A 20,733-nucleotide genomic window follows, 5' to 3' on the forward strand; every position below is an offset into this window, starting at 1 on the left:
ATAATCACCACCTAATCAGTGCACTTGCCCAGGTGAACCCTGATCCGAAAGCAGCAAGGCATACCAAATCATGTTCCTTGATTTTTCCGGTCTCCCAAGCCTCGCATAGCGCAATAGGTATTGAGGCCGCCGTTGTGTTGCCGTATCGTTGAATATTGTTGAAAACCTGATCATCACGCAACCCCAATTGCCCTTGTATATGCTGGCTGATGCGGAGGTTGGCCTGATGGGGTATGAGTAGATCAATATCTTTTTCCGATAGGTTATTGGCGGCCAAGGCTTCTTTTATTACCGCTGGAAACTTAACCACTGCTTTCTTAAATACAGCGGGTCCATCCATGTAAGGTAGCGCTGCTCCGCTCTCCAATTGCTCCGTGGTGAGGAAAAGCCCGCCAAGTTCCTGATTTGGAAACGGCGGCTTGCCGCTTATCCACTTATTGGCATGAGCACCGGGATAATACATAGCCAGGAGCTCGGCCTCACTGCCATCACTGTGTAAATGCGTACTTAAAATACCTTTGCCACGTTCTTGAGTAGGTTGCAGTACCACTGCACCGGCACCATCCCCAAAAATGACCGAAATATTGCGGCTGCGGGTATGGAAATCCATGGCAAATGAATGTTTCTCACTCCCCACGACAAGTACGTTTTTGTACATGCCTGTCTTGATGAATTGATCCGCTACAGACAAGGCATATACAAATCCTGAACATTGATTCCTTACATCCAATGCGCCGATCTCGCGCATACCCATTTCACGCTGTAGCAGTACACCGCAACCGGGGAAGTAGTAGTCTGGGCTCAATGTGGCAAATACAATAAAATCGATTTCCTGCGCGGTGGTGCCCGCACGTTTGATGGCTATATTAGCCGCCTCGATGGCCATTGTGGTGGTGGTTTCGTTGAAACGGTCGGCAAAGCGGCGTTCCTTGATGCCTGTGCGCTCTTGTATCCATTCGTCGCTTGTATCCATGAAACGGGTTAAATCCTGATTGGTGTAAACCTGTTGGGGGACATAATATCCCATGCCGGCTATTCTTGACTGGTACATAAATCACGCCTTCGTTTTAAACTTACCTAACGCAATTGTACGGAAATTTTTAGAAAAGACGTAATTTCAGCTGTCAGGCCTGTCTTCCTGGCAGATGAGCGATCGATAACTTGCTTTTATATGCAAGTTTAGCTAAGTTTGCAGTCATGACGGTCGAAACGCAAGAAGAAACCTATACGCTTGACGAGGTGTTGGCCGCTATCTCGCCCACCCATCGGCTCATCCTTTGGAATGATGATACCAATACATTTGACCACGTAATCAATTGCCTGGTGAAACACCTGCAATATACCGAGGCAGAGGCCGAAAAAATCGCCTGGAAGGTACACACCGAAGGTAAATGTGCCGTGCTCGAAGGTACGTATACGGAGGTTGATGTGTATCGAAAAATACTCAAGTCAGAGGGGTTAACCGTTAGTATCGAATAAACGCCCCATTAGGTAACAATGTAGGTGAAGCAGCTCCAGAGCTGTAATAATGCGGTTACCATATCCATATCGTTTCGATAAAAGCACAATCTTTGCAGCGGTAATTCCTCAGATACTATATTATTCAGATACTATATTGTACGAACAGATGGATTTGGCGTTTAAAATAAGGAATAGGTATATCGTTCTATTGGCAATTTTTGCTTGGCCTTGGGCCGTGATAGCTCAGGAGAAAAATTCGGTTATAACTGCTGTCGTGATGGATAGTACGTCTAACGAGCCGGTAGGGTTTGCAAGTGCGGCGTTATTGAGACAGGAATCGAAAGCGTATGTGAAAGGCATGCAGACGGTGGATGATGGCAAAGTTCAGTTTGCTGATGTGCCTCCCGGCCGGTATGCCGTACGAATCACCTATGTAGGATACGAGGATTACCTGAAAGAAAACATCGTCGTTGAAACGGGGAAGGACATTAACCTGGGGAACATCTTGTTAAAACCTTCGGGTGAATTATTGGAAGAAGTCGTGGTGCAGGGGACTCCTGCTGCCATGGAATTGGGCATCGACCGGAAAATATTCAACGTGGCCCAGAGTACTATCAGCGTAGGCGGGACAGCATCGGATTTGCTTGCTAATGTGCCATCTTTGCAGGTCGATGTCGATGGAAGTGTGAGTCTACGGGGGTCAAGTAGTGTGCGAATTTTGATCGACGGACGGGAATCTGCCATGGCAGGAAGCGATATAACACAGCTCTTGCAAGCCATGCCCGCCAACTCCATAGAGCGTATTGAAGTGGTAACGAACCCGTCATCGCGATACGACGCGGAGGGCCAGTCGGGTATCATTAATATTGTGTTGAAAAAAGAAGCAAGGGCTGGATTCAATGGGGGAGTAAACGCTTCGGCAGGGTCATATGACAATTATAATGCAGGGTTTAACCTGAATCTGCGGAACGAAAAATTCAATTATTTCGGCAGCTATAACTTTAACCGCCGTAACAACGTAGGCGACGGATTAAACAGTACCCGGCAGTTTTCTAACAACAGCTTGACGGAAAATTGGACCGAAAGCAGGCGACTGGGGTTGAATCACAGTGTCCGGTTGGGGGCCGACTATTACATCACCGAGAAGACAATGGCTGGTTTTTCCGGAAACTTGAGCCTTCGGGGGAATAACCGTAATGAAGATATGTTTTATTCGTATTTCGGCCATCCCGAGTTGACCGGCACGAGTAACCGGTTTTCGCGACAAGATGAAGATGACCTCGGATTTGACCTCAATTTTGATTTGAAGCATGGGTTTGCCCGAGAAGGCGAGGAGCTGGTGGCCAATGTGGCTTTCGGGCGCGATAGTGAAGAAGGCGTAAACGTATTTGACCAAACGTTTACCGATCCGTCGACAGCGCAAGATCTGAGGGTGAATAACACCGGTGAAGACGGCAGAAACCTTAACCTGCAACTGGATTATGTGCGTCCATTAGGTGACGAAAACAAATTCGAAGCGGGCTATCGTTCGATTATCAGAAGGTCTGAAGATACTCAGCGGTCAGAATACCTTGATGTAGGACAAGGCACGATGCTCCCCGACTACGACATTAGCAATGATTTCAGTATGGAAAGCATTGTACATGCGTTATATGCTAATTATCAGCGTAAGCTCACCGAAAAATTGGGCGTCCAAGCGGGGCTTCGTGCAGAACAGGCTTATTTGAATACGGAATACCTTTCGTTTGATCCGGATGTGCCGCCATCGGACCGGACAGCTACCGGACGGCTGGACTATTTTCGGGTGTATCCCAGTATATTCCTGACCCAGGAGTTCGGTGAAGGCAACCAGTTGCAGGCGAGTTATACGAGAAGGGTCAACAGGCCCCGTGGTTGGCAGGTCAATCCGTTTATCGACGTGTCTGACCCCATGAATATCCGGCAGGGTAACCCTAATCTGTTGCCGGAAGATATTCATTCCTTTGAATTGAGCTACGCCAAATTCTGGGACGCCGTGACGTTTACGTCTTCCGCTTATTATCGGCGAATGAACGATGTGGTACAGCCGATTATTACAACAGTCGAAGGAATGGACGGCGTCACATTCTCTCAGTGGCAAAATATCAGCCGTAACGAAGCAGCCGGTTTGGAATTAATTTCGAGGGTTGATTTCAGTAAGAAGGTCGACGCTATGTTTAATGCCAATTTTTTCCATACCCGATTCCACGGCAGTGAGGCATTCAATATTGCGCCGGCAGAGGGTTTCAACTGGAATGCCAATGTCACAGCGAATTACCGGGTTATGCCCGGCCTATCGGCCCAGGCGCGCGCGGAATACCAAGCGCCGAGAGTTATGGCACAAGGAAAAGGCATCGAGCAGTTTGTGGTAGATGCCGGTGTCCGGTGGGATGTTTTGGACCGGAAAGCGAGTGTGATGTTCAATGTACGAGATCTGTTTAACCAGCGGAGATGGGGGGGATACACGCAGACCCACCAGTTTTACCGCTATTTCGAGAACCGCTGGATGCGGCGCATGTTTATGGTCTCAATCAACTACCGATTTGGAAGGCAGGATTTTGAACGTGAGGACCGTCGTCGGAATCGTGGAATGGATGAGGACTTCAATGGGGGCGGTGAGCAGTTCTAATCTGCAGCGGAAGTTTGCGGAAAATCAGAGAAGGGCTTTCAATTCGTCCAATGTGGTTATGCTCTGTTTGACGTCTGTTGGTACCTCATTTTTCTTGGGATTAAAAAATATCGCATCCATACCGACATTCAGCGCGCCCCGGATGTCCGCATCGAGACTATCGCCAATCATCACACTCTGGGGAATCGCTGTCTTGGCATTAGCAACAGCATAATGGAAGATTTGGGGATGAGGCTTGTGGACACCTACTGTTTCAGAGATCACGATGGTCGTGAAGTACTTTTTCAAATTGCACTTCGTCACTTTCGTCTCCGCGGCATCGCCAAAGCCATTTGAGATAAGATGTAAGGTGTATTTCTCCTGCAAATATCCCAGGGTTTCATGAACGTGGGGGAAAAGGTTGGTTTTTTGCGGGCATAGCCGCAGGTAATCGGTTTCGAAGGCTTTCGGAAATAAACGGGGGTCTACGCCCAATTCGCTGAATGTGTCGGCGAAACGGGCTTCCCGGAGTTCAGCTTTGGTTATCTTGCCATGATGATAGCTTGCCCAGAGCCGGTGATTGTTTCGATTGTAAGTTTCGATAAATAACTCAGCCGATCCGAAACCGAACGCACTGAAACGATAGGTGTCAAACAATTCCAGTAAGGTCTCTTCAGCATTTTTTTCAAAGTCCCAGAGGGTGTGGTCTAAATCAAAGAAAATATCCTTTTTGTTCTTGATGCCCATGGCGCAAAGATACGGATTTTGTGCCAGTCGGCGGCTGGAAGCCGGGGGTAAGGCGCCGGAATCGCGGCGAGTTTCGTATTATTGTCATAATGTCTCCCCCAATTTGTGATTAACGGATGTAAATCAATACTTTTGTGTTTTGCTTTTCGAGAGGTTGCTATGCGGAAGCCGTTGGTACTGTTTTATTTTCTTGTTTTTTATGCCACTGCGCAATTGATTTGGTGGGGGGTGTTGCTTATTGAGGCACAACCTAGCCGGAAGATCATGATTATCGGCGAGGGGATTTTTTTTATGCTTATCTTCGTAGTAGGAGCGCTCAAGCTAAAAAAGGCATTTGTCCGCGAGCATAAAATACAACAACAGCAGCAGAACTTCCTGCTGGCAGTTACCCACGAGCTGAAATCGCCGTTGGCAGCTATTAAGCTGGCTATCCAAACGATCATTAAGCGAGATCTCAGTAAAGAACAGCGCGACCAATTCCTCTCCAATTCCCTGAAGGATATTGAACGCTTGGATGATTTGGTCGGCAATGTATTAATTGCAACCAAGCTGGAAGATTTGCGTTACAACTTCCCCAAAGAGCAAATCGACCTTACTGAGCTGGTTAAAAATGTGGCTGGCAGGCTTCAGATTCATTCCTGTACGACGCAGGTCATTAAGACCGAGTTGCAACCGAATATTCGGATTGAAGGCGACCGGTTTGCTATCACCAACGTGGTGACCAACCTCATCGAAAATGCTGTTAAGTATTCACCGCCGTGCGCCCATGTGTTTGTGAAACTGGAGAAAGATAATGGACAGGTTGTGTTCAGCGTGGCCGACCACGGCATTGGGATAGCGGACAATGAGAAAAGACTAATCTTCAATAAATTTTACCGGGTGGGAAATGAAGATACCCGGAAAACCAAGGGTACCGGACTTGGATTATATATTGTAAAAACGGTATTGGAGAAACACCGCGCGCAGATCAAAGTGAAAGATAACACACCGTCGGGAAGTGTTTTCGAAGTTATATTTAGCAACCATTATGCAACAAACTAAGCATCGGATTTTATTGGTGGAAGACGAGGAGCACCTTTTAGACGCCATCAAGCTCAACCTGGAATTGGAAGGGTACCGGGTATCGACAGCGACGGATGGGAAGAAAGCGCTGAAAATATTCAAAGAGGAGCGGTTTAACTTGGTCATACTGGACGTCATGATCCCTGAAATCGATGGATTTCAAGTGGCTGAAACCATCAGGTTACAAAATACGGAGGTGCCTATCATGTTCCTTACGGCCAAAAATAGCAGCGAGGACCGAATTACGGGGCTTCGTAAAGGTGCCGACGATTACCTCGTGAAACCATTTAACCTGGAGGAGCTCATTTTGCGCGTAGGTATATTGGTAAGACGGGGAATGAAGGGCGACGAACTTAAGGAGCTTAACTCGTATACCATAGGGGATAAAACTATTTATTTCAATTCGTTTGAACTACACCATGCGGATGGCACGGTGACGTCTTTGACGAAGAAGGAGACGATGTTGCTCAAACTGCTGATTGAACGGCGTAATGAAGCGGTTTCCCGTGAACAGATATTGGAAACCGTGTGGAACTATGACGTATACCCGTCCACGCGTACCATCGACAACTTCATCCTGACCTTCAGGAAATATTTTGAGCCCGACCAGAAGCACCCGGTGTATTTCCATTCCATCCGCGGCGTAGGCTATAAATTTACCGACAATCCGCAAGCCTCATGATGACATCCAGAGCTCGTGCCGTGGTGTTGGCGCTTGCGTTTTTATTGTTGGTTTGGGCTGTGTATGAGCAAAGTTATCAGCTCGCATCGATGATTGCTGGAGCAATGGGTTACCTGACGTGGAGCCACTACCGTGAAGGCACGGTATTCATTGCTACCCAAGCATTTCAAAACCACGATTACGATAAGGCCAAGCGTTTATTGGCGGACATCAAAAAGCCTCAATACCTCCGTAAAGGACGCCGCAATTACTATGAGTTCATGAGCGGTAATCTCGCTTTGAAAGCGGGGGATTATGAAACGGCTGAACGGCATTTCCAGATTGCTTCACGACTGCCATTCCGGCGACCGAATGACAAAGCAATCATTCTGATAAATTTGGCCAACATCAACCTTCGGAAACGAGATTTCGAACGGGTGAAGGCTTATACCGCCCTCGCAAGGAAACTTGAAGTGACTTCGCGTGTGGCGCAAATCATTAATAAAATCGAAAACGAAATACCCAAGGATTAATTAGTGACACCTGATTTGAAAAACGACTTATTTATACGGGCAGCATTTTCGCAGCCCACTGAGCGGCCTCCCGTGTGGATGATGCGCCAGGCAGGCCGATTTATGAAGGAATATTGGGATATCAAGAACAGATATTCGTTTCTTGAAATGTGTAAGACCCCTGAAATTGCGGCAGATGTGACGATGCTTCCGGTCGATTTGCTTGGAGTGGACGCCGCTATCCTGTTTTCGGATATCCTGGTGACTGCGGAAGCCATGGGCGGACAGCTTAGCTTTGAGCAGGGCGTGGGACCTCAGTTTGCCAACCCGGTGCGTAATCGGGCAGACGCGGAAGCGCTGCAGGTGGACGTAGTGGATAAGCTGCAATACGTGGCGGGAGCCATCCAAGTGATTCAGCAACGTTTGCAGGGACGTATTCCATTGATTGGCTTTGCAGGGGCGCCCTTTACCGTATTGAGTTACCTCGTAGAAGGTGGCTCATCGAAAGATTTCAAACGTACGAAATTGCTGCTCCATAACGAACCCGAGCTTGCCCATATGATCCTCCAGAAAATAGCCGACGTGACCGTCGACTATCTGAATATGCAAATTGCAGCGGGAGTAAATGCACTACAATTGTTTGACAGCTGGGCACTGGCCCTGGCATGGGACGACTACAAGCGGTTTGCCCACCATTACAATGCGTATATTTTCTCGAAGCTCGCAAGGGAGGGGGTGCCCGTAATCTCGTTTTGTAAGGGAAGCTCGGTATTTGCTCCAATCATGGCAGAGGCTGGACCGGATGTCGTTTCAGTGGACTGGAATGCGGATTTGCGTATGGTGAAAGACAGCCTTCCCCAGGGTATGGCGGTACAGGGCAATCTTGACCCGTTTGTACTGTATGCTGATAAAAGGGTAATCAAGGAAAGAATTTTGCACCTGTTTGATCGCATGCGTGGGCAAAATGGCTTCATTTTTAACTTGGGGCACGGCATTATGCCGGATATTCCGTTTGACAACGTGAAGTATGCAATTGAGGTGGTGAAGGAGTTTAGCTATTAGATTTTACGATTTTAGCTTTGCGTATTGTATAGCGACTTGTTTGGGAGTCTCCATATACGCAATACGCAATACGTGATGCCATGTTATATCTTTACGCCAAAGCGGTACACATCATATTCGTCATCACTTGGATGGCGGGATTATTTTACATGGTAAGGTTATTTATCTATCACACCGAAGCGAGGCAAAAGTCCGTGCAGGAATATCAGGTACTGCACAGGCAATTTATGCAGATGGAAAGCAAATTGTGGTGGATTATCACTACACCATCCATGTACTTAGCCATCGCGGCCGGGCTGACCATGCTGTATGTGGTGCCTGGTTTGCTACAAGCTGGCTGGATGCACGTGAAGCTTACTTTCGTCCTTGGGTTGGTCGGCTATCATTTTACCTGCCAGCGCATCATGTTCAAGCTTAGGAGCGAAACGAGCAAATGGACGTCGACGCGCCTTCGGATGTGGAATGAATTGGCCACGGTTATCTTATTTGCTATCGTCTTTGCAGTAGTGTTAAAAAGCGCTGTCAATTGGATATACGGGGTTTTGGGACTGCTCTTACTATCACTTATGCTGATGCTGGCGGTGAAGATATACAAGAAAATCCGGGAGCGTGGTTAGCTTCCAAAGCAAAAGTACTTGATCGCTGTATATTCATCAATGCCGTGTTTGGAGCCTTCGCGGCCGATACCGGATTGCTTGACGCCACCAAAAGGTGCTACAGCATTAGATAGCAATCCGGTGTTGATGCCCACCATACCGGCTTCCAGTTGTTCGGCTACGCGCCAGCAGCGGTTTACATCGTTGCTGTAGAAATAGGAAGCAAGGCCGAACTCCGTGTCATTGGCCATCGCAATGCCGTCTTCTTCAGTGCTGAACCGGAATAATGCGCAAACGGGACCAAATGTTTCTTCGCGAGCAATCAGCGCTGAAGGGCTGACGTCGGCCAAAACGGTCGGTTGAAAGAAAAGCCCTTTCTTCGGTTTACCGCCCGTGAGCAGCTTAGCCCCTTTATCAACGGCATCTTTTACGTGGGTTTTTACCTTTTCCAGCCCTTCTTGGTTGATCAATGGTCCCACTTGTACCCCTTCGTCTAAACCATTGCCAACTTTTAGTTTCTTTACCGCCACAGTCAACTGTTTGGCAAAGCTGTCAAACACACTGTCTTGCACAAAAAAACGGTTGACCGATACACAGGTCTGGCCGGAGTTACGGAATTTGCCAGCGATTGCTCCCTGCACTGCGGCATTGATGTCGGCATCGTCGAAGACAAGGAAAGGGGCGTTGCCCCCAAGCTCGAAAGATACCCGTTTAATGGTCGCTGCCGCTTGCGCCATCAGCGATCGACCTACTTCCGTTGAACCGGTAAAGGAGATTTTGCGAACTTTCTCATTGGTGGCCAATTCCGTGCCCATGCCTTTACTGTCTTTGCCGGTGATGACATTGAGTACGCCCGCTGGGAATCCCGCTTCATGCGCTAATTTGGCTACCGCGAACGCCGTTAACGGCGTCTGCGAGGCAGGCCGGAGCACGACCGTGCATCCGCAGGCCAATGCGGGAGCTACCTTGCGCGTAATCATTGCTAATGGAAAATTCCACGGTGTAATGGCTGCAACCACTCCAACCGGCTGGCGGATAGTAAGCAGTCGTTGACCCGCCTTAGGCGAAGGAATGGTTTCGCCGTAAGCGCGCTGTGCTTCTTCGGCAAACCAGGCTACGAAAGAGGCACCATAGTCCACTTCGGTGAGGCTTTCTGCCAATGGCTTTCCGCTTTCCATGGTCATGATACGGGCAAGCTCCTGCTTATTGGCCATGATGAGGTCGTACCACTTGCGCACAGTGTTTGCGCGTATGGCGGCCGCTGTATCACGCCACGAGGGCCAGGCATCATAAGCATGGTCAATGGTCGTATGGCAGTCGGCTATCGTAAGGTCAGGCACGGCCGCGATGATCTCACCCGTGGCCGGGTTGACGACATTGAAGGATCGACGGCCTTTGACAAATTGGCCGTTGATGTAGGCTTTTTCAACCAGAATCTGTCCGTTCATTAAAAAAACTTTATCTATGGTTACCAACAACCGATGATATTGGTAGGTTTGTTCGAATTGTCAACATTATCGCTAATATGGACAAAATTATTATCTTTCTTGTACTTTTGTGCGATACGTGCAAGAAGGAGTAATCTGGCACCATAAACATTGACGAGCTCTTGGCCACAAATACCATCAAGAAAAATGCGCTGTACAATATTGTCTTATCTGCCAGCCAGGTATTGTTTCCCGTTATCGTGTTTCCATATGTATCGAGGGTGTTGGGGCCAAAGGGAATGGGGAGTATTGGTTTTGTAGAGAGTTTTACGCAGTATTTTATCCTGCTTGCAGCATTGGGGATACCCATTTATGGGGTAAGGGAGATTGCTAAAGTGCGGTCAAATGAGCGCGATCGCTCGGCGATTTTTAGTGAATTGTTATGTATTCACTTGCTTTCAACACTTGTCATCTCGTTGATATTCATCGGATTGTTTTTATTTACGCCTCAGCTATCCGAATATCGCACATTGTTTTGGGTTGGGTTGGGAGTTTTGGTTGGTCAGGTTTTTCTTATTGAATGGCTGTTCCAAGGGTTGGAAGCGTTTAAGTACATTACCTGGCGTTCATTGTTGATTAGGACGATGTCCATTGTGTTGATATTTCTTTTGGTCAAAGATGAAAGTGATACACTGGTTTATTATGGAATATCATTGCTTACGGTTTGGGGAAACTTATGCATGAACGTATTGTATGCTCAGCGGTTCGTCAGTCTACGATTTAAGGGCCTGAAATTAAGCCGTCACTTGAAACCTTTGGTAAATTTCTATGCATTCGGCATCGTTGTCAGTGTGTATACGCTTTTAGATACGGCGATTTTGGGGCTATTCAAGGGCGATTTGGATGTTGGATATTACACAACGGCGGTCAAGCTCAACAAATTGGTCATAACGGTATTGACTGCATTAACCTTGGTAACCATCCCCGCGCTGTCCCAAGCCTACCACCAGTCGGATATGCAGCGTGTCATTGGATTGCTGCATAAGTCTTTTGGGTATATCGTATTGATTGGAGTGCCTGCGTGGGCGGGGATTACAATCTATGCCGAAGAATTCATTACGCTTTTTGCGGGAGAACAATATTTACCAGCGATTCTTTCGCTACAGATTATGGCTCCCACCATATTTGTCGTTGGTTTAAGCAACGTCTTTGGCATGCAAATATTGAATCCGTCTAATCACGAACGATTTTTCCTGAGGGCCGCACTCATTGGCATGTTGGTCAGTGTGACGACGAACTTATTGCTTATTCCTCTTTTCGGCCATTTCGGAACAGCAGCGACTACATTGCTGACTGAACTGGTGGTATTCTTCTTTTTATACCGCTATTCGAAACGAGTGGTGACGTTTGCGCCCGACTGGACATTGATCTTGCAGGCCCTCACATCTGCATTGGCCTTTTTGCCTATTTACTGGACTGTCAAGAGGTTGGATGGCCATCCGCTAATGATACTGTCATTAGGTATTTTGTTTTGTATAATCGGTTATTTTCTAATTCAATATAACTTGTTTAAAAACGTTTTGATAAAGGATTTTGCCACTCAGGTTCGCCGGAAATTCAGTAAACATCCATGAATACGGATTATGAAGAATAAGGTTTATCTGCTCTATTATGATTTTAAGCATACTTCCGGCAATCATGCGGGGATGGCTTACTTTTCGCGGCAATTGGCAAACCAAGTGCCGCAGATCGTATTGGTTAAACATATTAATCAAGAATACAGGGGGGGAAGGTTTGTTGCCTATATTTACGCGATCTGCATTTTCATCTATCTTCTTTTCGTGCTAAAAAAAGGTGACAAGGTAGTGTTTATGGAATATTTGAGCAAATATTTTGCCCATCAAAATGTGATAGCCAATCTACTACGCCGTGTTGGATTGAAGCAACGGTTAGCAGGCCTTGTTCACCTTGGGGGGAAGCACTTATTGTCGTTATATGGAAGTAAACAGGAGATAAAGAAGCAGTTGGCCGTACTGGATCAGGTCATTGTGTTTGGCGGTAGCTTAGCTGAATTTATAAGGGAAGTCGGTTATGAAGGCGAAGTCGTCCAGACATTTCATTATGTAGACACCGCGTTCTATCAGCCGGATATGCGGAAGAAGCAGGATGATAACCGGTTACATGTGCTTTTCATGGGGAGTTTGCTGCGCAATTTTGCACAACTGGAGAAAATAATAGCTGCTTGTTCGGGGCAGGGTATTGTATTCCACATTGGGATGGGGAAGTCAAAGCGTATGCTACTTAGCCACAGCGACCATGTGCGTATTTATGGTTATTTGACAGAGATGGAGATGCTAAAATTGATGCAATGCTGCGACGTTAATTTGTCTGTTTTAGAAGATACGATAGGTAGCAATGTGATCACCAGCACTTTGGCGGCCGGACTGATTCAGGTCGTTACGGAAGTAGGATCCATCAGAGACTATTGCGATGAGCGCGACAGCTTCTTCTGCCGTGAAACGGTTGATTACATCAATGCACTGAATCAATTGGCAAGTTCCTCCCAACTGAGAGAAGAAATGCGGACAGCAGCCATCAATAAAGGAACTTCTTTCGATTTGATGAAATCGATTCAGGCATTTCACCGGCTAATAACGATAGATTAAGCGATGCAAAACAACCGATATCCAGAGATTACGGTTTTGATGCCGGTTTTTAACGCTGAACGATATATCGGTTCGGCCGTTGCGAGCATTCTTAATCAGACGTTTATGGACTTTGAGTTGTTGATTGTTGATGATGGCTCGACAGATGCCACGATGGAGACGCTTAGCAGGTTTGACGATTCAAGGATCAGGATAATCAAAAACGAGGGCAACCGGGGTATTGTGTATTCATTGAACAAAGGCATTTCATTAGCTCAAGGCAAGTTTATTGCTCGCATGGATGCGGACGATATATCTGAGCCAAGCCGCTTGATGTTGCAACATCGTTATCTGACCAATCATCCGCATGTGGATTTATGCGGTAGCGGGATGATTCTCTTCGACGACGAGGGGATAATAGGCAAGGTTTATTATAATCTCGACTGGGATACGTTAAAAGCAGAAACACTTTTTAACAGCCCTTTCCCTCATCCGGGTGTCATGGTGAGACGGGAGGTACTCCTTGCTAACCCTTATCGTGCCGAAGCGCTGCATGCGGAAGATTATGATTTGTGGAGTAGGTTGTTGCGTACCCACCGGGGAGTGAATCTTCCCGGGTTTTTGCTTCATTATCGTATTTCTTCAGACGATATTACGGCCAAGGCGAGCAAACGCATCGACGAGCGTAAGCGGATAATTTCGCGCATACACCAGGATAATTTTGCCTATCTCGGCTACACTCCCACGGTTGACGCGCTCAACATCCACTATCAATTGTCGAGTACAGAAGGAATAAAGCGTATGGAGCTGGGGGACATAAAAATGGAGGTTTTACGTGATCATTTTCATGAGCTACTGAATAGCGTCAGGAACACTGGATATTGCCGCGCAGCATCTTTTTACAGTGTCTGTGGAAAAATATACTTAAAATTGCTGCTGTACCGGGGAAAGGATATGGGCGTGTGGAATTTTATTGTCCTCCTGAGTTCATTTCAGCTATGGATAGGCATAGGAGCGGCCGCATTGTTAAGGGCATCATATTTTTTAAGGAAAGTTCATCAACTAACAGCGCGAGGGTAGGTATGAAGAAATTAGGTTTATTCCTATTTTATTTTTTGTACATCTTTAATTGTTCATTCAATCCCCTGCCTTATTTTTTGCGTACACGAGTCATATTTGGCATTTTAGGACTGGTTTTGATCGTGTTTTTAGGTAACTTTATAAAAGTCAACAAATATATCATTCGCTTATCGGTCGCGTTTTACCTGTTGTTATTGCCCATATTTATTTCCAGTTTATTGAATAGCACATTCGATGTCTGGATGTCCCAATATTTAGTGCTTTTAACACTCCACTTTACCGGCGCTTATTTGGTTGTGTGGTTATCCAAACGCTGCTATCCCATGTTTTCAGTCGAAAAGCTGTTCAAGTATATTTTTGCCGCGATTATCGCGAATAGCGTACTTGCGGTAGCGATGTATTTAATGCCTTCACTCAATGCTTTTATATTTTCCATCCAGAATTTTGATGACCAGGCGGACATGGTCATTGAGGAGGTACTCAATTTGAGGTTGATGGGGATGGGTATAGGCATGTTTTTCATGGGGGGAATTATTTGGGGGCTTGCTTTGCTGTTCGTGGCCTATCTTATACGGGTACATTCGGAGCAGGGGAGGGGGATTTTGGGTTTGACATTTTTGTATTTCTTTATCATGCTGGTGGGTACATTTATAGCGCGTACGACATTAGTTGGTGCGTTATTGGGCTTTGTATATATCTGTTGGCCCAGGGATTGGCGCTTAACACTGAGCAAGCCCGGGCTCAGGCGAATGTTTTTCTTTTACGGTACCTTACTGCTTATTATCGCCATGGCAGTCGCATTCGTATTTTATCGTTACCCACAAGTTTTCGATTCGGAAATCGTAGGGTGGGCATTTGAGATGTTTATCAATGCAAGTGATAACAGTGAAGTGAGTACAGGATCCACGCAACATCTGGGTACGATGTTTATTTGGCCGGATAACGTGAAGACATGGTTGATAGGCGACGGATTATTTAACGTTCAGGATGGCTATTACATGGGCACGGACGTCGGATATTTGCGGCTGATTTTTTATTTTGGCATTTTTGGTGCGATTATTTTTTTTGGGGGGCAATTTTACCTTTTTAAGGTCATCTCCTTGCTGTATAAAACGCCCTTACTGCGGTTGAGCATGTTATTTATGGCTGTTTATGTGCTGGTGCTAAATATTAAGGGCTTTGCCGATGTTAACGCTTTTATATTTTTATTGTTTTGGGTAGCGGTTTTACCAGATAAAACTCATGCCAATCGAAACGAAATGTACACACGATAATGAGTGAGCCGTTGATTACTATTGGCATTCCATTTTACAACAATGAACATACGATTGTAGATACGGTGAAATCTGTCTTTGCGCAGACTTATCAACACTGGGAGTTGATACTCATCAATGATGGTTCAAGCGATCGCTCGGTGGAAGTTTTAGGAGATATCGATGATCCACGGGTACAAATCATTGATGACAGAACGCACCGGGGGCTGGTCTATCGATTGAATCAAATCACCGCTTTAGCAAAGGGAGAATTCATCGCAAGGATGGACGGCGATGACATGATGATGCCAAAGCGATTGGAAAAGCAACTTGCGCTCATTTTGTCTGATAGCCAGATTGACGTTGTTGACACAGCTGCTTATACCATGGATGAACATTGCCAACCCGTAGGCAAGAGAGGTGCGCAGCCGATTAGACGGGGAGCACAAAATGTAGTTACCTCAATGATGTTATTGCATGGTTCTATCCTCGGCCGGAAGAAATGGTTTGCTCAACATCCGTATGATCCGGTTTATGTGCGTGCTGAAGACTATGAACTGTTTTGTAGAACACACGCTGTTTCTGATTTTCAACGCGTGCCTGAATACCTATATATCATCCGAGAGGGTAACGTCAATATAGCTAATTACTTGAAAAGCAAAAAGACGTTAAGAAAAATTTTAAGGGTATATGGAAAGGGGATATTGCCACCTGCGGTGTATTGGAAACAAGTGGCGGACACCTACCTCAAATCATTTTTATATTTGGCTGCGGGCATAGCCAAGCTGCAGCGTCACCTGTCTGCCCGAAGGAATGAACAATTAGACAGCGACGAGCGGAGGCAGCTGTCCGATGTGATTACAGCAATAAAATGTGTTCAATTGCCGCGGCGAATCGGTATGAAATCATGAAAGGAAGGAGAATAGCGTTTTTAGCAAATACTGCCTGGAGTATGTATAATTTCCGGATGAGCACATTGACGATGCTTCAAAAGCTTGGTGCAGAGGTAATCGTCATTGCGCCTCCCGATGATTATTCAGTACGTTTTTCGTCGTTCGGCATCCGATTTGTTCCGCTGTACAGACTGAAGGCCAAAGGTACAAATCCATTAGCTGACTTTAGGTTATATCAGGAGTTTATCGCTGTTTTTAAGCGGATTGAGCCTCATTTGCTGATCTCCTACACCATTAAACCGAATATTTACGGAATTCTGGCTGCCCGATCGTTGCACATTCGTTCCATTGCGGTGATCACAGGATTAGGGTATGGGATCGCGAAAGGCGGGATAATGCGGGCTATGGTCGAGCGGCTTTATCGGTTTTCGCTGAGGCATGCGTCCAGTGTATGGTTTTTGAACAAAGATGATCATGCATATTTCACGGACAGGAGAATGTTGGGGTTGGCCGCCTCAAAAGTTATTCCAGGCGAGGGAATATCCGTGGAACATTTTAAGCGTAAGGTGGCTTATCCCGATGGTGAAACGACTAAATTTATCTACTCCGGCCGGTTATTATATGACAAAGGCGTCGCGGACTTTGTAGAGGCGATTCGTGTTTTAAGAAAGGAAGGTCTGGCTGTAGAAGGTGTGTTGCTGGGCTTCACGGACACCTTAAACCCATCAGCGATTTCATCGGACACCGTTGAGGCATGGGAAAGAGAAGGTGTTATTCGCTATTTAGGTAAGACATCTGATGTTCGCCCGTTTATCGAACAGATACATTGCATGGTATTCCCTTCATATTACAGTGAGGGTATTCCGCGCTGTTTGCTGGAAGCGGCAAGTATGGAGGTGCCTGCCATCACGACTGATCATGTCGGGTGTAGGGAAGTTGTCATTGATAATACTACTGGATTTTTGACGACGCCCAAAGACATTGCATCGTTAGTTGCCGGTATGCGGAGGTTTGCCCAGTTGCCGACAGAAGAACGGGTTAGCATGGGAAAAGCCGCCCGCGATCGGGTAGTTCAACATTACAGGGATCAATTCATACACGCGATTTATGTTCAACAGATTAATGAAATCCTGCAATCGCCGGCCCAATAGGGAATAAATGATTTGGTTATCGTTTTATCCCTTATATTTGAACTCGAATGAAGTACTGACAAGCGTATACGATGATTAATAAACCCATAATATCGCTTATTGCCATAGCGTCATTGTTGGCTGGAATGGCTGATAGTTCCAAGGCGCAAACGATACCCGTCGGAACCCCTTTGCTTGAAGACTATTATCGGAGGCAACAATTGCTGGGGAAACTGGATTCGACCATTTCATTTTCTATTAGACCACTTACGCATGTTGCGTTGCAGCCATCAGGTCAGCTCTTTGCGGTGGAAGAGGAGTCGGATTACAACGGAAAAGAAACGTTGCTTTCCCGGGATAAGTTACGGGTTTCCGTGTTGCCAGTACAGTGGAAGAACCAACTTAATTCTACGTTGCCTGAAGGATGGAATGACGGTGCGATGATACCTTCAGCAGGCTACCAAACCATGATGAGTGCCGGTATTTACGCGGAATATGCGTTTTTAAGCGTGCAATTGAGACCGGAATATGTTTTGGCTCAAAACGGGGATTATCCTGGGTTCAATGGGAAAACGCAGCGCGAATGGTATGAATGGTACCGGCGCATCGGTAACCAGATTGATTTACCGGAGCGATTTGGGGATGGTTGGTATTCGAGATTACTGCCCGGGCAGAGCAGTGTGCGGCTGAACGTTCATCCGGTTTCCATTGGGATTTCTACCGAAAATCTATGGTGGGGACCTGGTATTTATAGTTCGCTGCTCCTGTCCAACACCGCGCCGGGGTTTCCACATTTGACGATAAATACAACGCGGCCCATACGCACACCGATTGGCTCCTTCGAGGGACAAATGGTGGGTGGCCGGCTGGAGGGGTCTGGCTATCCACCCAAGCAAATGGGCAATCCCAATCATTATGACCAGTACTACCGCCGGAAAAGCGATGATTGGCGGTATTTTTCGGGTCTTACGTTTACTTACCAGCCGAAGTGGCTCCCAGGGCTGTCATTGGGGATGGCCCGCTCGTCGATAGCCTATTATGAAGAAGTCAAAGGCAATTTCCGGAATTATTTGCCCTTTCTGGATCCCGTAAGTAAATCGGGCTATTCCAGCGGGTCCGACAGTGCGAATGCTGATGAAGGTTACGGACGCGACGAGTATATTTCGGTGTTCGCAAGGTGGGTAATCAAGGAGGCGAATGCAGAGGCTTATTTCGAATATGGACGAAACGACCATGCATGGGATATGCGCGATTTGTTTGTACAACTGGAGCATTCACGGGCCTATACAGTTGGCTTCAGGAAATTAACGGCGTTAAATTGGTGGGGAAATGACTACCTGAGCGTCAACGTAGAGGTAACACAATCGGAAGGCCCTAAAGACGAAACAATTCGTCCAGGTGGTCCTTGGTATAGGCATCACCAAGTTAGGCATGGATATACACATTTAGGGCAAATGGTGGGATTGGGAATCGGGCCGGGGAGCAATTTGCAGACGTTATCCATCAGTTGGGTTCAAGGGATAAAACAATTGGGGGTTCAATACTATCGCTATGTGCATAACAACGATTTCTTTTATTTCACCTATGGCGATATGAGGCGCAATTGGGTGGATATGTCCATGGCAGTTTTCGGGGAGTGGAACTATAAAAATTTTTTAGCGCACGGTAAGATGGGACTTACCCGGGCATTTAATTACCAATATGAGTTGGAGGAAAAACCTGATTTACAAAATTTCTGGCGTTTTGACGAACAGGATAAGTTTAATTTTCAATTACAACTGGGCGTTTCTTATCGGTTCTGAAGCCACTTAATAACTTATATATGAAGATAAAGTTCGTGTTGGCCACGGCCTTTCTATTATCATCAGTGTTGCATATAACAGGACAGACCCTCCCGTTAGGGACGCCTGTATTGGAACAAAAAATACGTCGGGATCAATTATTGGGCTTGATCGATTCCAATATCTCTTTTACTGTTCGTCCCCTGACTTACGAATCTATCATTCATCCTGATAATCAAGCAAAAAGACCCGATTATTATCTCAACAAAGAAATTATCTCATCGGTAGACAGTGGTTTTTCCCTGCAATTGATGCCGATAGTATGGGAGCATCAGTATAATTCCAAATTGCCGTATGGTTGGAATGACGGAGGCATGATCCCTTCGGTCGGTTACCAAACAATGATTGGCGCAGGAATATATGCCAAGTACAAATGGTTTAGCCTGCAACTCCGTCCGGAACTGGTCTTTGCGGAAAATAAACCCTTTATGGGCTATAATGGCGACAACACCTATGCGTGGGCCGCCTGGTATGAATTTGCAAATAATATCGATATGCCGGAGCGGTTCGGCGATAAGGCCTATACGAAGCTGTTACCCGGCCAAAGTAGCTTCAGGGTCAATTATGGCCCGGCGTCAATCGGAATATCGACCGAGAATCTTTGGTGGGGGCCCGGTATATACAATTCGCTATTGATGACCAACAATGCGCCAGGTTTTCTGCATCTAACACTCAATACTACGCGTCCGATTTCGACACCGATAGGGACTATCGAAGGCCAACTCATTGCAGGCAGGCTAAAGGAATCGGGCTTTACACCGACACTACTTGGGAATCCGGCCCGCTTCGATGAGCATTATGTTCCGAAAAGAGACGACTGGCGGTACATTTCCGGTATTACAGTTTCCTATCAACCCAAATGGCTGCCCGGACTCTTTGTTGGATTGTCTCGAAGTTTTGTCGTGTATAGTGAAGATTTAGGAGGGGGGCTCAAAGGCTACTTACCCTTATTGGGACCGGGTTCAAACGATGTCGTCCGTAGACCTGACGAATTAGAAGGACGGGAAGATAGAATGAATAGAGACGTATACGCATCCGTGTTTGCTCGATGGTTGATGCCGAAAGGCAACGCCGAAATCTATTTTGAATATGGGCGAACCGATCCACCCTGGAACCAACGGGATCTGGTGGTGGAATTAGAGCATTCGCGGGCATATGTATTGGGCTTTCGAAAACTTGTGCCGTTGAATTTGGCTAATGAAGAGCTTTTGCAGGTTGGATTTGAACTTACGCAGCTTGAAAAATCGCGAACAACCACCATACGGACGAGCCCCTCTTGGTACACAGATAGCAGGGTACGCCATGGGTATACGCATCTTGGGCAGGTAATTGGTGCAGGAATCGGTCCGGGGAGCAATGTCCAGCTGCTAAATGTCAGTTGGGTGAAGGGGATTAAAAATATCGGGCTTCAAGTAGAACGACACGTGAAGTTCAACGATTTTTTTTATAGAGCTAGTGTAGATTACAGGCGGATGTGGGTCGATTTGGCTGTAGGAGCAATTGGTGAGTGGGGGTATAAAAATATGGTTTTTAACGGGCGGCTGTTTTACATAAAGTCCCATAACTACCAATACGAGCAAGGCGATACGTCCGGAGACTTTTGGGATTTTACGCCGATTGATAGAAATAATTTTCAATTCAGGTTAGGCGTACTCTATCGGTTTTGAAAAATAGATAAAGAAAAAAACATATTTGCAGATTGAAATGGAAGTGTTAGTGTGATGTATTAAAAGGTTA

18 protein-coding genes are annotated in these 20,733 nt (G+C 46.4%); 15 read left to right on the top strand and 3 right to left on the bottom strand.

The window, feature by feature from the left end:
- Positions 1 to 4: 4 nt before the first annotated feature.
- Entirely contained in the window at positions 5 to 1,051 is a 1,047-nt protein-coding gene (locus JHJ32_RS05170; protein WP_200120225.1) for a 3-oxoacyl-ACP synthase III family protein, read from the bottom strand.
- A 146-nt stretch (positions 1,052 to 1,197) separates the two neighbouring features.
- On the opposite strand from JHJ32_RS05170, the gene JHJ32_RS05175 reads away from it, so the two are divergent.
- Together JHJ32_RS05175 and JHJ32_RS05180 are read left to right on the top strand one after the other, a co-directional pair.
- Positions 1,198 to 1,479 (top strand): ATP-dependent Clp protease adaptor ClpS, encoded by a 282-nt coding sequence (locus JHJ32_RS05175; RefSeq protein ID WP_079716295.1) that lies wholly within the window; start codon positions 1,198 to 1,200, stop codon positions 1,477 to 1,479.
- Positions 1,480 to 1,696: 217 nt separating this feature from the next.
- Entirely contained in the window at positions 1,697 to 4,108 is a 2,412-nt protein-coding gene (locus JHJ32_RS05180) for a TonB-dependent receptor domain-containing protein (RefSeq protein ID WP_370584481.1), read from the top strand.
- Between the two features lie 24 nt (positions 4,109 to 4,132).
- On the opposite strand, the gene JHJ32_RS05185 is transcribed toward JHJ32_RS05180, so the two are convergent.
- Positions 4,133 to 4,834, bottom strand: a complete 702-nt coding sequence (locus JHJ32_RS05185; RefSeq protein ID WP_079716293.1) for a YjjG family noncanonical pyrimidine nucleotidase — start codon at positions 4,832 to 4,834, stop codon at positions 4,133 to 4,135.
- A 159-nt stretch (positions 4,835 to 4,993) separates the two neighbouring features.
- Between JHJ32_RS05185 and JHJ32_RS05190 the strand changes: the two genes are divergently transcribed.
- From JHJ32_RS05190 to JHJ32_RS05210, 5 genes are all read left to right on the top strand, one after another.
- Positions 4,994 to 5,875: a sensor histidine kinase KdpD gene (locus JHJ32_RS05190; RefSeq protein WP_079716291.1), complete on the top strand. Its 882-nt coding sequence runs from the start codon at positions 4,994 to 4,996 to the stop codon at positions 5,873 to 5,875.
- Positions 5,862 to 6,578, top strand: coding sequence for a response regulator transcription factor (locus JHJ32_RS05195; RefSeq protein ID WP_079716290.1), 717 nt, complete (start codon positions 5,862 to 5,864; stop codon positions 6,576 to 6,578). The genes JHJ32_RS05190 and JHJ32_RS05195 overlap by 14 nt, the downstream gene beginning before the upstream one ends.
- Positions 6,575 to 7,090, top strand: a complete 516-nt coding sequence (locus tag JHJ32_RS05200) for a hypothetical protein (RefSeq protein WP_233632495.1) — start codon at positions 6,575 to 6,577, stop codon at positions 7,088 to 7,090. Before JHJ32_RS05195 ends, JHJ32_RS05200 begins: the two co-directional genes overlap by 4 nt.
- 15 nt (positions 7,091 to 7,105) lie before the next feature.
- A complete protein-coding gene (hemE, locus tag JHJ32_RS05205) occupies positions 7,106 to 8,131 on the top strand; it encodes a uroporphyrinogen decarboxylase (protein ID WP_200120227.1) in 1,026 nt (341 codons plus the stop codon).
- Between the two features lie 80 nt (positions 8,132 to 8,211).
- Positions 8,212 to 8,748, top strand: coding sequence for a CopD family protein (locus JHJ32_RS05210; protein ID WP_200120228.1), 537 nt, complete (start codon positions 8,212 to 8,214; stop codon positions 8,746 to 8,748).
- Here JHJ32_RS05210 and JHJ32_RS05215 read toward each other — a convergent pair.
- Positions 8,745 to 10,175: an NAD-dependent succinate-semialdehyde dehydrogenase gene (locus JHJ32_RS05215; protein WP_200120229.1), complete on the bottom strand. Its 1,431-nt coding sequence runs from the start codon at positions 10,173 to 10,175 to the stop codon at positions 8,745 to 8,747. The two genes, JHJ32_RS05210 and JHJ32_RS05215, sit on opposite strands and share 4 nt — an antisense overlap.
- A 161-nt stretch (positions 10,176 to 10,336) precedes the next feature.
- On the opposite strand from JHJ32_RS05215, the gene JHJ32_RS05220 reads away from it, so the two are divergent.
- The 8 genes from JHJ32_RS05220 (at position 10,337) to JHJ32_RS05255 (ending at position 20,663) form a co-directional block, all read left to right on the top strand.
- The gene (locus JHJ32_RS05220) at positions 10,337 to 11,788 is read left to right on the top strand and encodes a flippase (protein ID WP_200120230.1); all 1,452 of its coding nucleotides are present in this window, start codon (positions 10,337 to 10,339) and stop codon (positions 11,786 to 11,788) included.
- 9 nt (positions 11,789 to 11,797) lie between these two features.
- On the top strand, positions 11,798 to 12,820 hold the full coding sequence (locus tag JHJ32_RS05225) for a hypothetical protein (RefSeq protein ID WP_200120231.1): 1,023 nt from the start codon (positions 11,798 to 11,800) through the stop codon (positions 12,818 to 12,820).
- 3 nt (positions 12,821 to 12,823) lie between these two features.
- A complete protein-coding gene (locus JHJ32_RS05230; RefSeq protein WP_079716284.1) occupies positions 12,824 to 13,879 on the top strand; it encodes a glycosyltransferase in 1,056 nt (351 codons plus the stop codon).
- A 323-nt stretch (positions 13,880 to 14,202) separates the two neighbouring features.
- Complete coding sequence (locus tag JHJ32_RS05235; protein ID WP_200120232.1) at positions 14,203 to 15,153, top strand: hypothetical protein; 951 nt, start codon at positions 14,203 to 14,205, stop codon at positions 15,151 to 15,153.
- Entirely contained in the window at positions 15,153 to 16,043 is an 891-nt protein-coding gene (locus JHJ32_RS05240; protein ID WP_079716282.1) for a glycosyltransferase family 2 protein, read from the top strand. The genes JHJ32_RS05235 and JHJ32_RS05240 overlap by 1 nt, the downstream gene beginning before the upstream one ends.
- Complete coding sequence (locus tag JHJ32_RS05245) at positions 16,040 to 17,176, top strand: glycosyltransferase family 4 protein (protein ID WP_200120233.1); 1,137 nt, start codon at positions 16,040 to 16,042, stop codon at positions 17,174 to 17,176. The genes JHJ32_RS05240 and JHJ32_RS05245 overlap by 4 nt, the downstream gene beginning before the upstream one ends.
- Positions 17,177 to 17,247: 71 nt before the next feature.
- Entirely contained in the window at positions 17,248 to 18,957 is a 1,710-nt protein-coding gene (locus JHJ32_RS05250) for a capsule assembly Wzi family protein (protein ID WP_200120234.1), read from the top strand.
- 20 nt (positions 18,958 to 18,977) lie between these two features.
- Positions 18,978 to 20,663 carry a capsule assembly Wzi family protein gene (locus JHJ32_RS05255; RefSeq protein WP_200120235.1) on the top strand — a complete coding sequence of 562 codons (1,686 nt, stop codon included), beginning with the start codon at positions 18,978 to 18,980 and terminating at the stop codon, positions 20,661 to 20,663.
- The last annotated feature ends 70 nt before the right edge of the window (positions 20,664 to 20,733 follow it).

The sequence above is a fragment of the Parapedobacter sp. ISTM3 genome (assembly GCF_016533505.1).
Classification (GTDB): Bacteria; Bacteroidota; Bacteroidia; order Sphingobacteriales; family Sphingobacteriaceae; genus Parapedobacter; species Parapedobacter luteus.

Coding starts and splice junctions, on each gene's coding strand:
- JHJ32_RS05195 (WP_079716290.1), top strand. CDS start 5,862: ATGCAACAAACTAAGCATCGGATTTTATTGGTGGAAGACGAGGAGCAC.
- JHJ32_RS05240 (WP_079716282.1), top strand. CDS start 15,153: ATGAGTGAGCCGTTGATTACTATTGGCATTCCATTTTACAACAATGAA.
- JHJ32_RS05245 (WP_200120233.1), top strand. CDS start 16,040: ATGAAAGGAAGGAGAATAGCGTTTTTAGCAAATACTGCCTGGAGTATG.
- JHJ32_RS05190 (WP_079716291.1), top strand. CDS start 4,994: ATGCGGAAGCCGTTGGTACTGTTTTATTTTCTTGTTTTTTATGCCACT.
- JHJ32_RS05230 (WP_079716284.1), top strand. CDS start 12,824: ATGCAAAACAACCGATATCCAGAGATTACGGTTTTGATGCCGGTTTTT.
- JHJ32_RS05215 (WP_200120229.1), bottom strand. CDS start 10,175: ATGAACGGACAGATTCTGGTTGAAAAAGCCTACATCAACGGCCAATTT.
- JHJ32_RS05225 (WP_200120231.1), top strand. CDS start 11,798: ATGAAGAATAAGGTTTATCTGCTCTATTATGATTTTAAGCATACTTCC.
- JHJ32_RS05235 (WP_200120232.1), top strand. CDS start 14,203: ATGTTTTCAGTCGAAAAGCTGTTCAAGTATATTTTTGCCGCGATTATC.
- JHJ32_RS05185 (WP_079716293.1), bottom strand. CDS start 4,834: ATGGGCATCAAGAACAAAAAGGATATTTTCTTTGATTTAGACCACACC.
- JHJ32_RS05170 (WP_200120225.1), bottom strand. CDS start 1,051: ATGTACCAGTCAAGAATAGCCGGCATGGGATATTATGTCCCCCAACAG.
- JHJ32_RS05250 (WP_200120234.1), top strand. CDS start 17,248: ATGATTAATAAACCCATAATATCGCTTATTGCCATAGCGTCATTGTTG.
- JHJ32_RS05255 (WP_200120235.1), top strand. CDS start 18,978: ATGAAGATAAAGTTCGTGTTGGCCACGGCCTTTCTATTATCATCAGTG.
- JHJ32_RS05210 (WP_200120228.1), top strand. CDS start 8,212: ATGTTATATCTTTACGCCAAAGCGGTACACATCATATTCGTCATCACT.
- JHJ32_RS05175 (WP_079716295.1), top strand. CDS start 1,198: ATGACGGTCGAAACGCAAGAAGAAACCTATACGCTTGACGAGGTGTTG.
- JHJ32_RS05200 (WP_233632495.1), top strand. CDS start 6,575: ATGATGACATCCAGAGCTCGTGCCGTGGTGTTGGCGCTTGCGTTTTTA.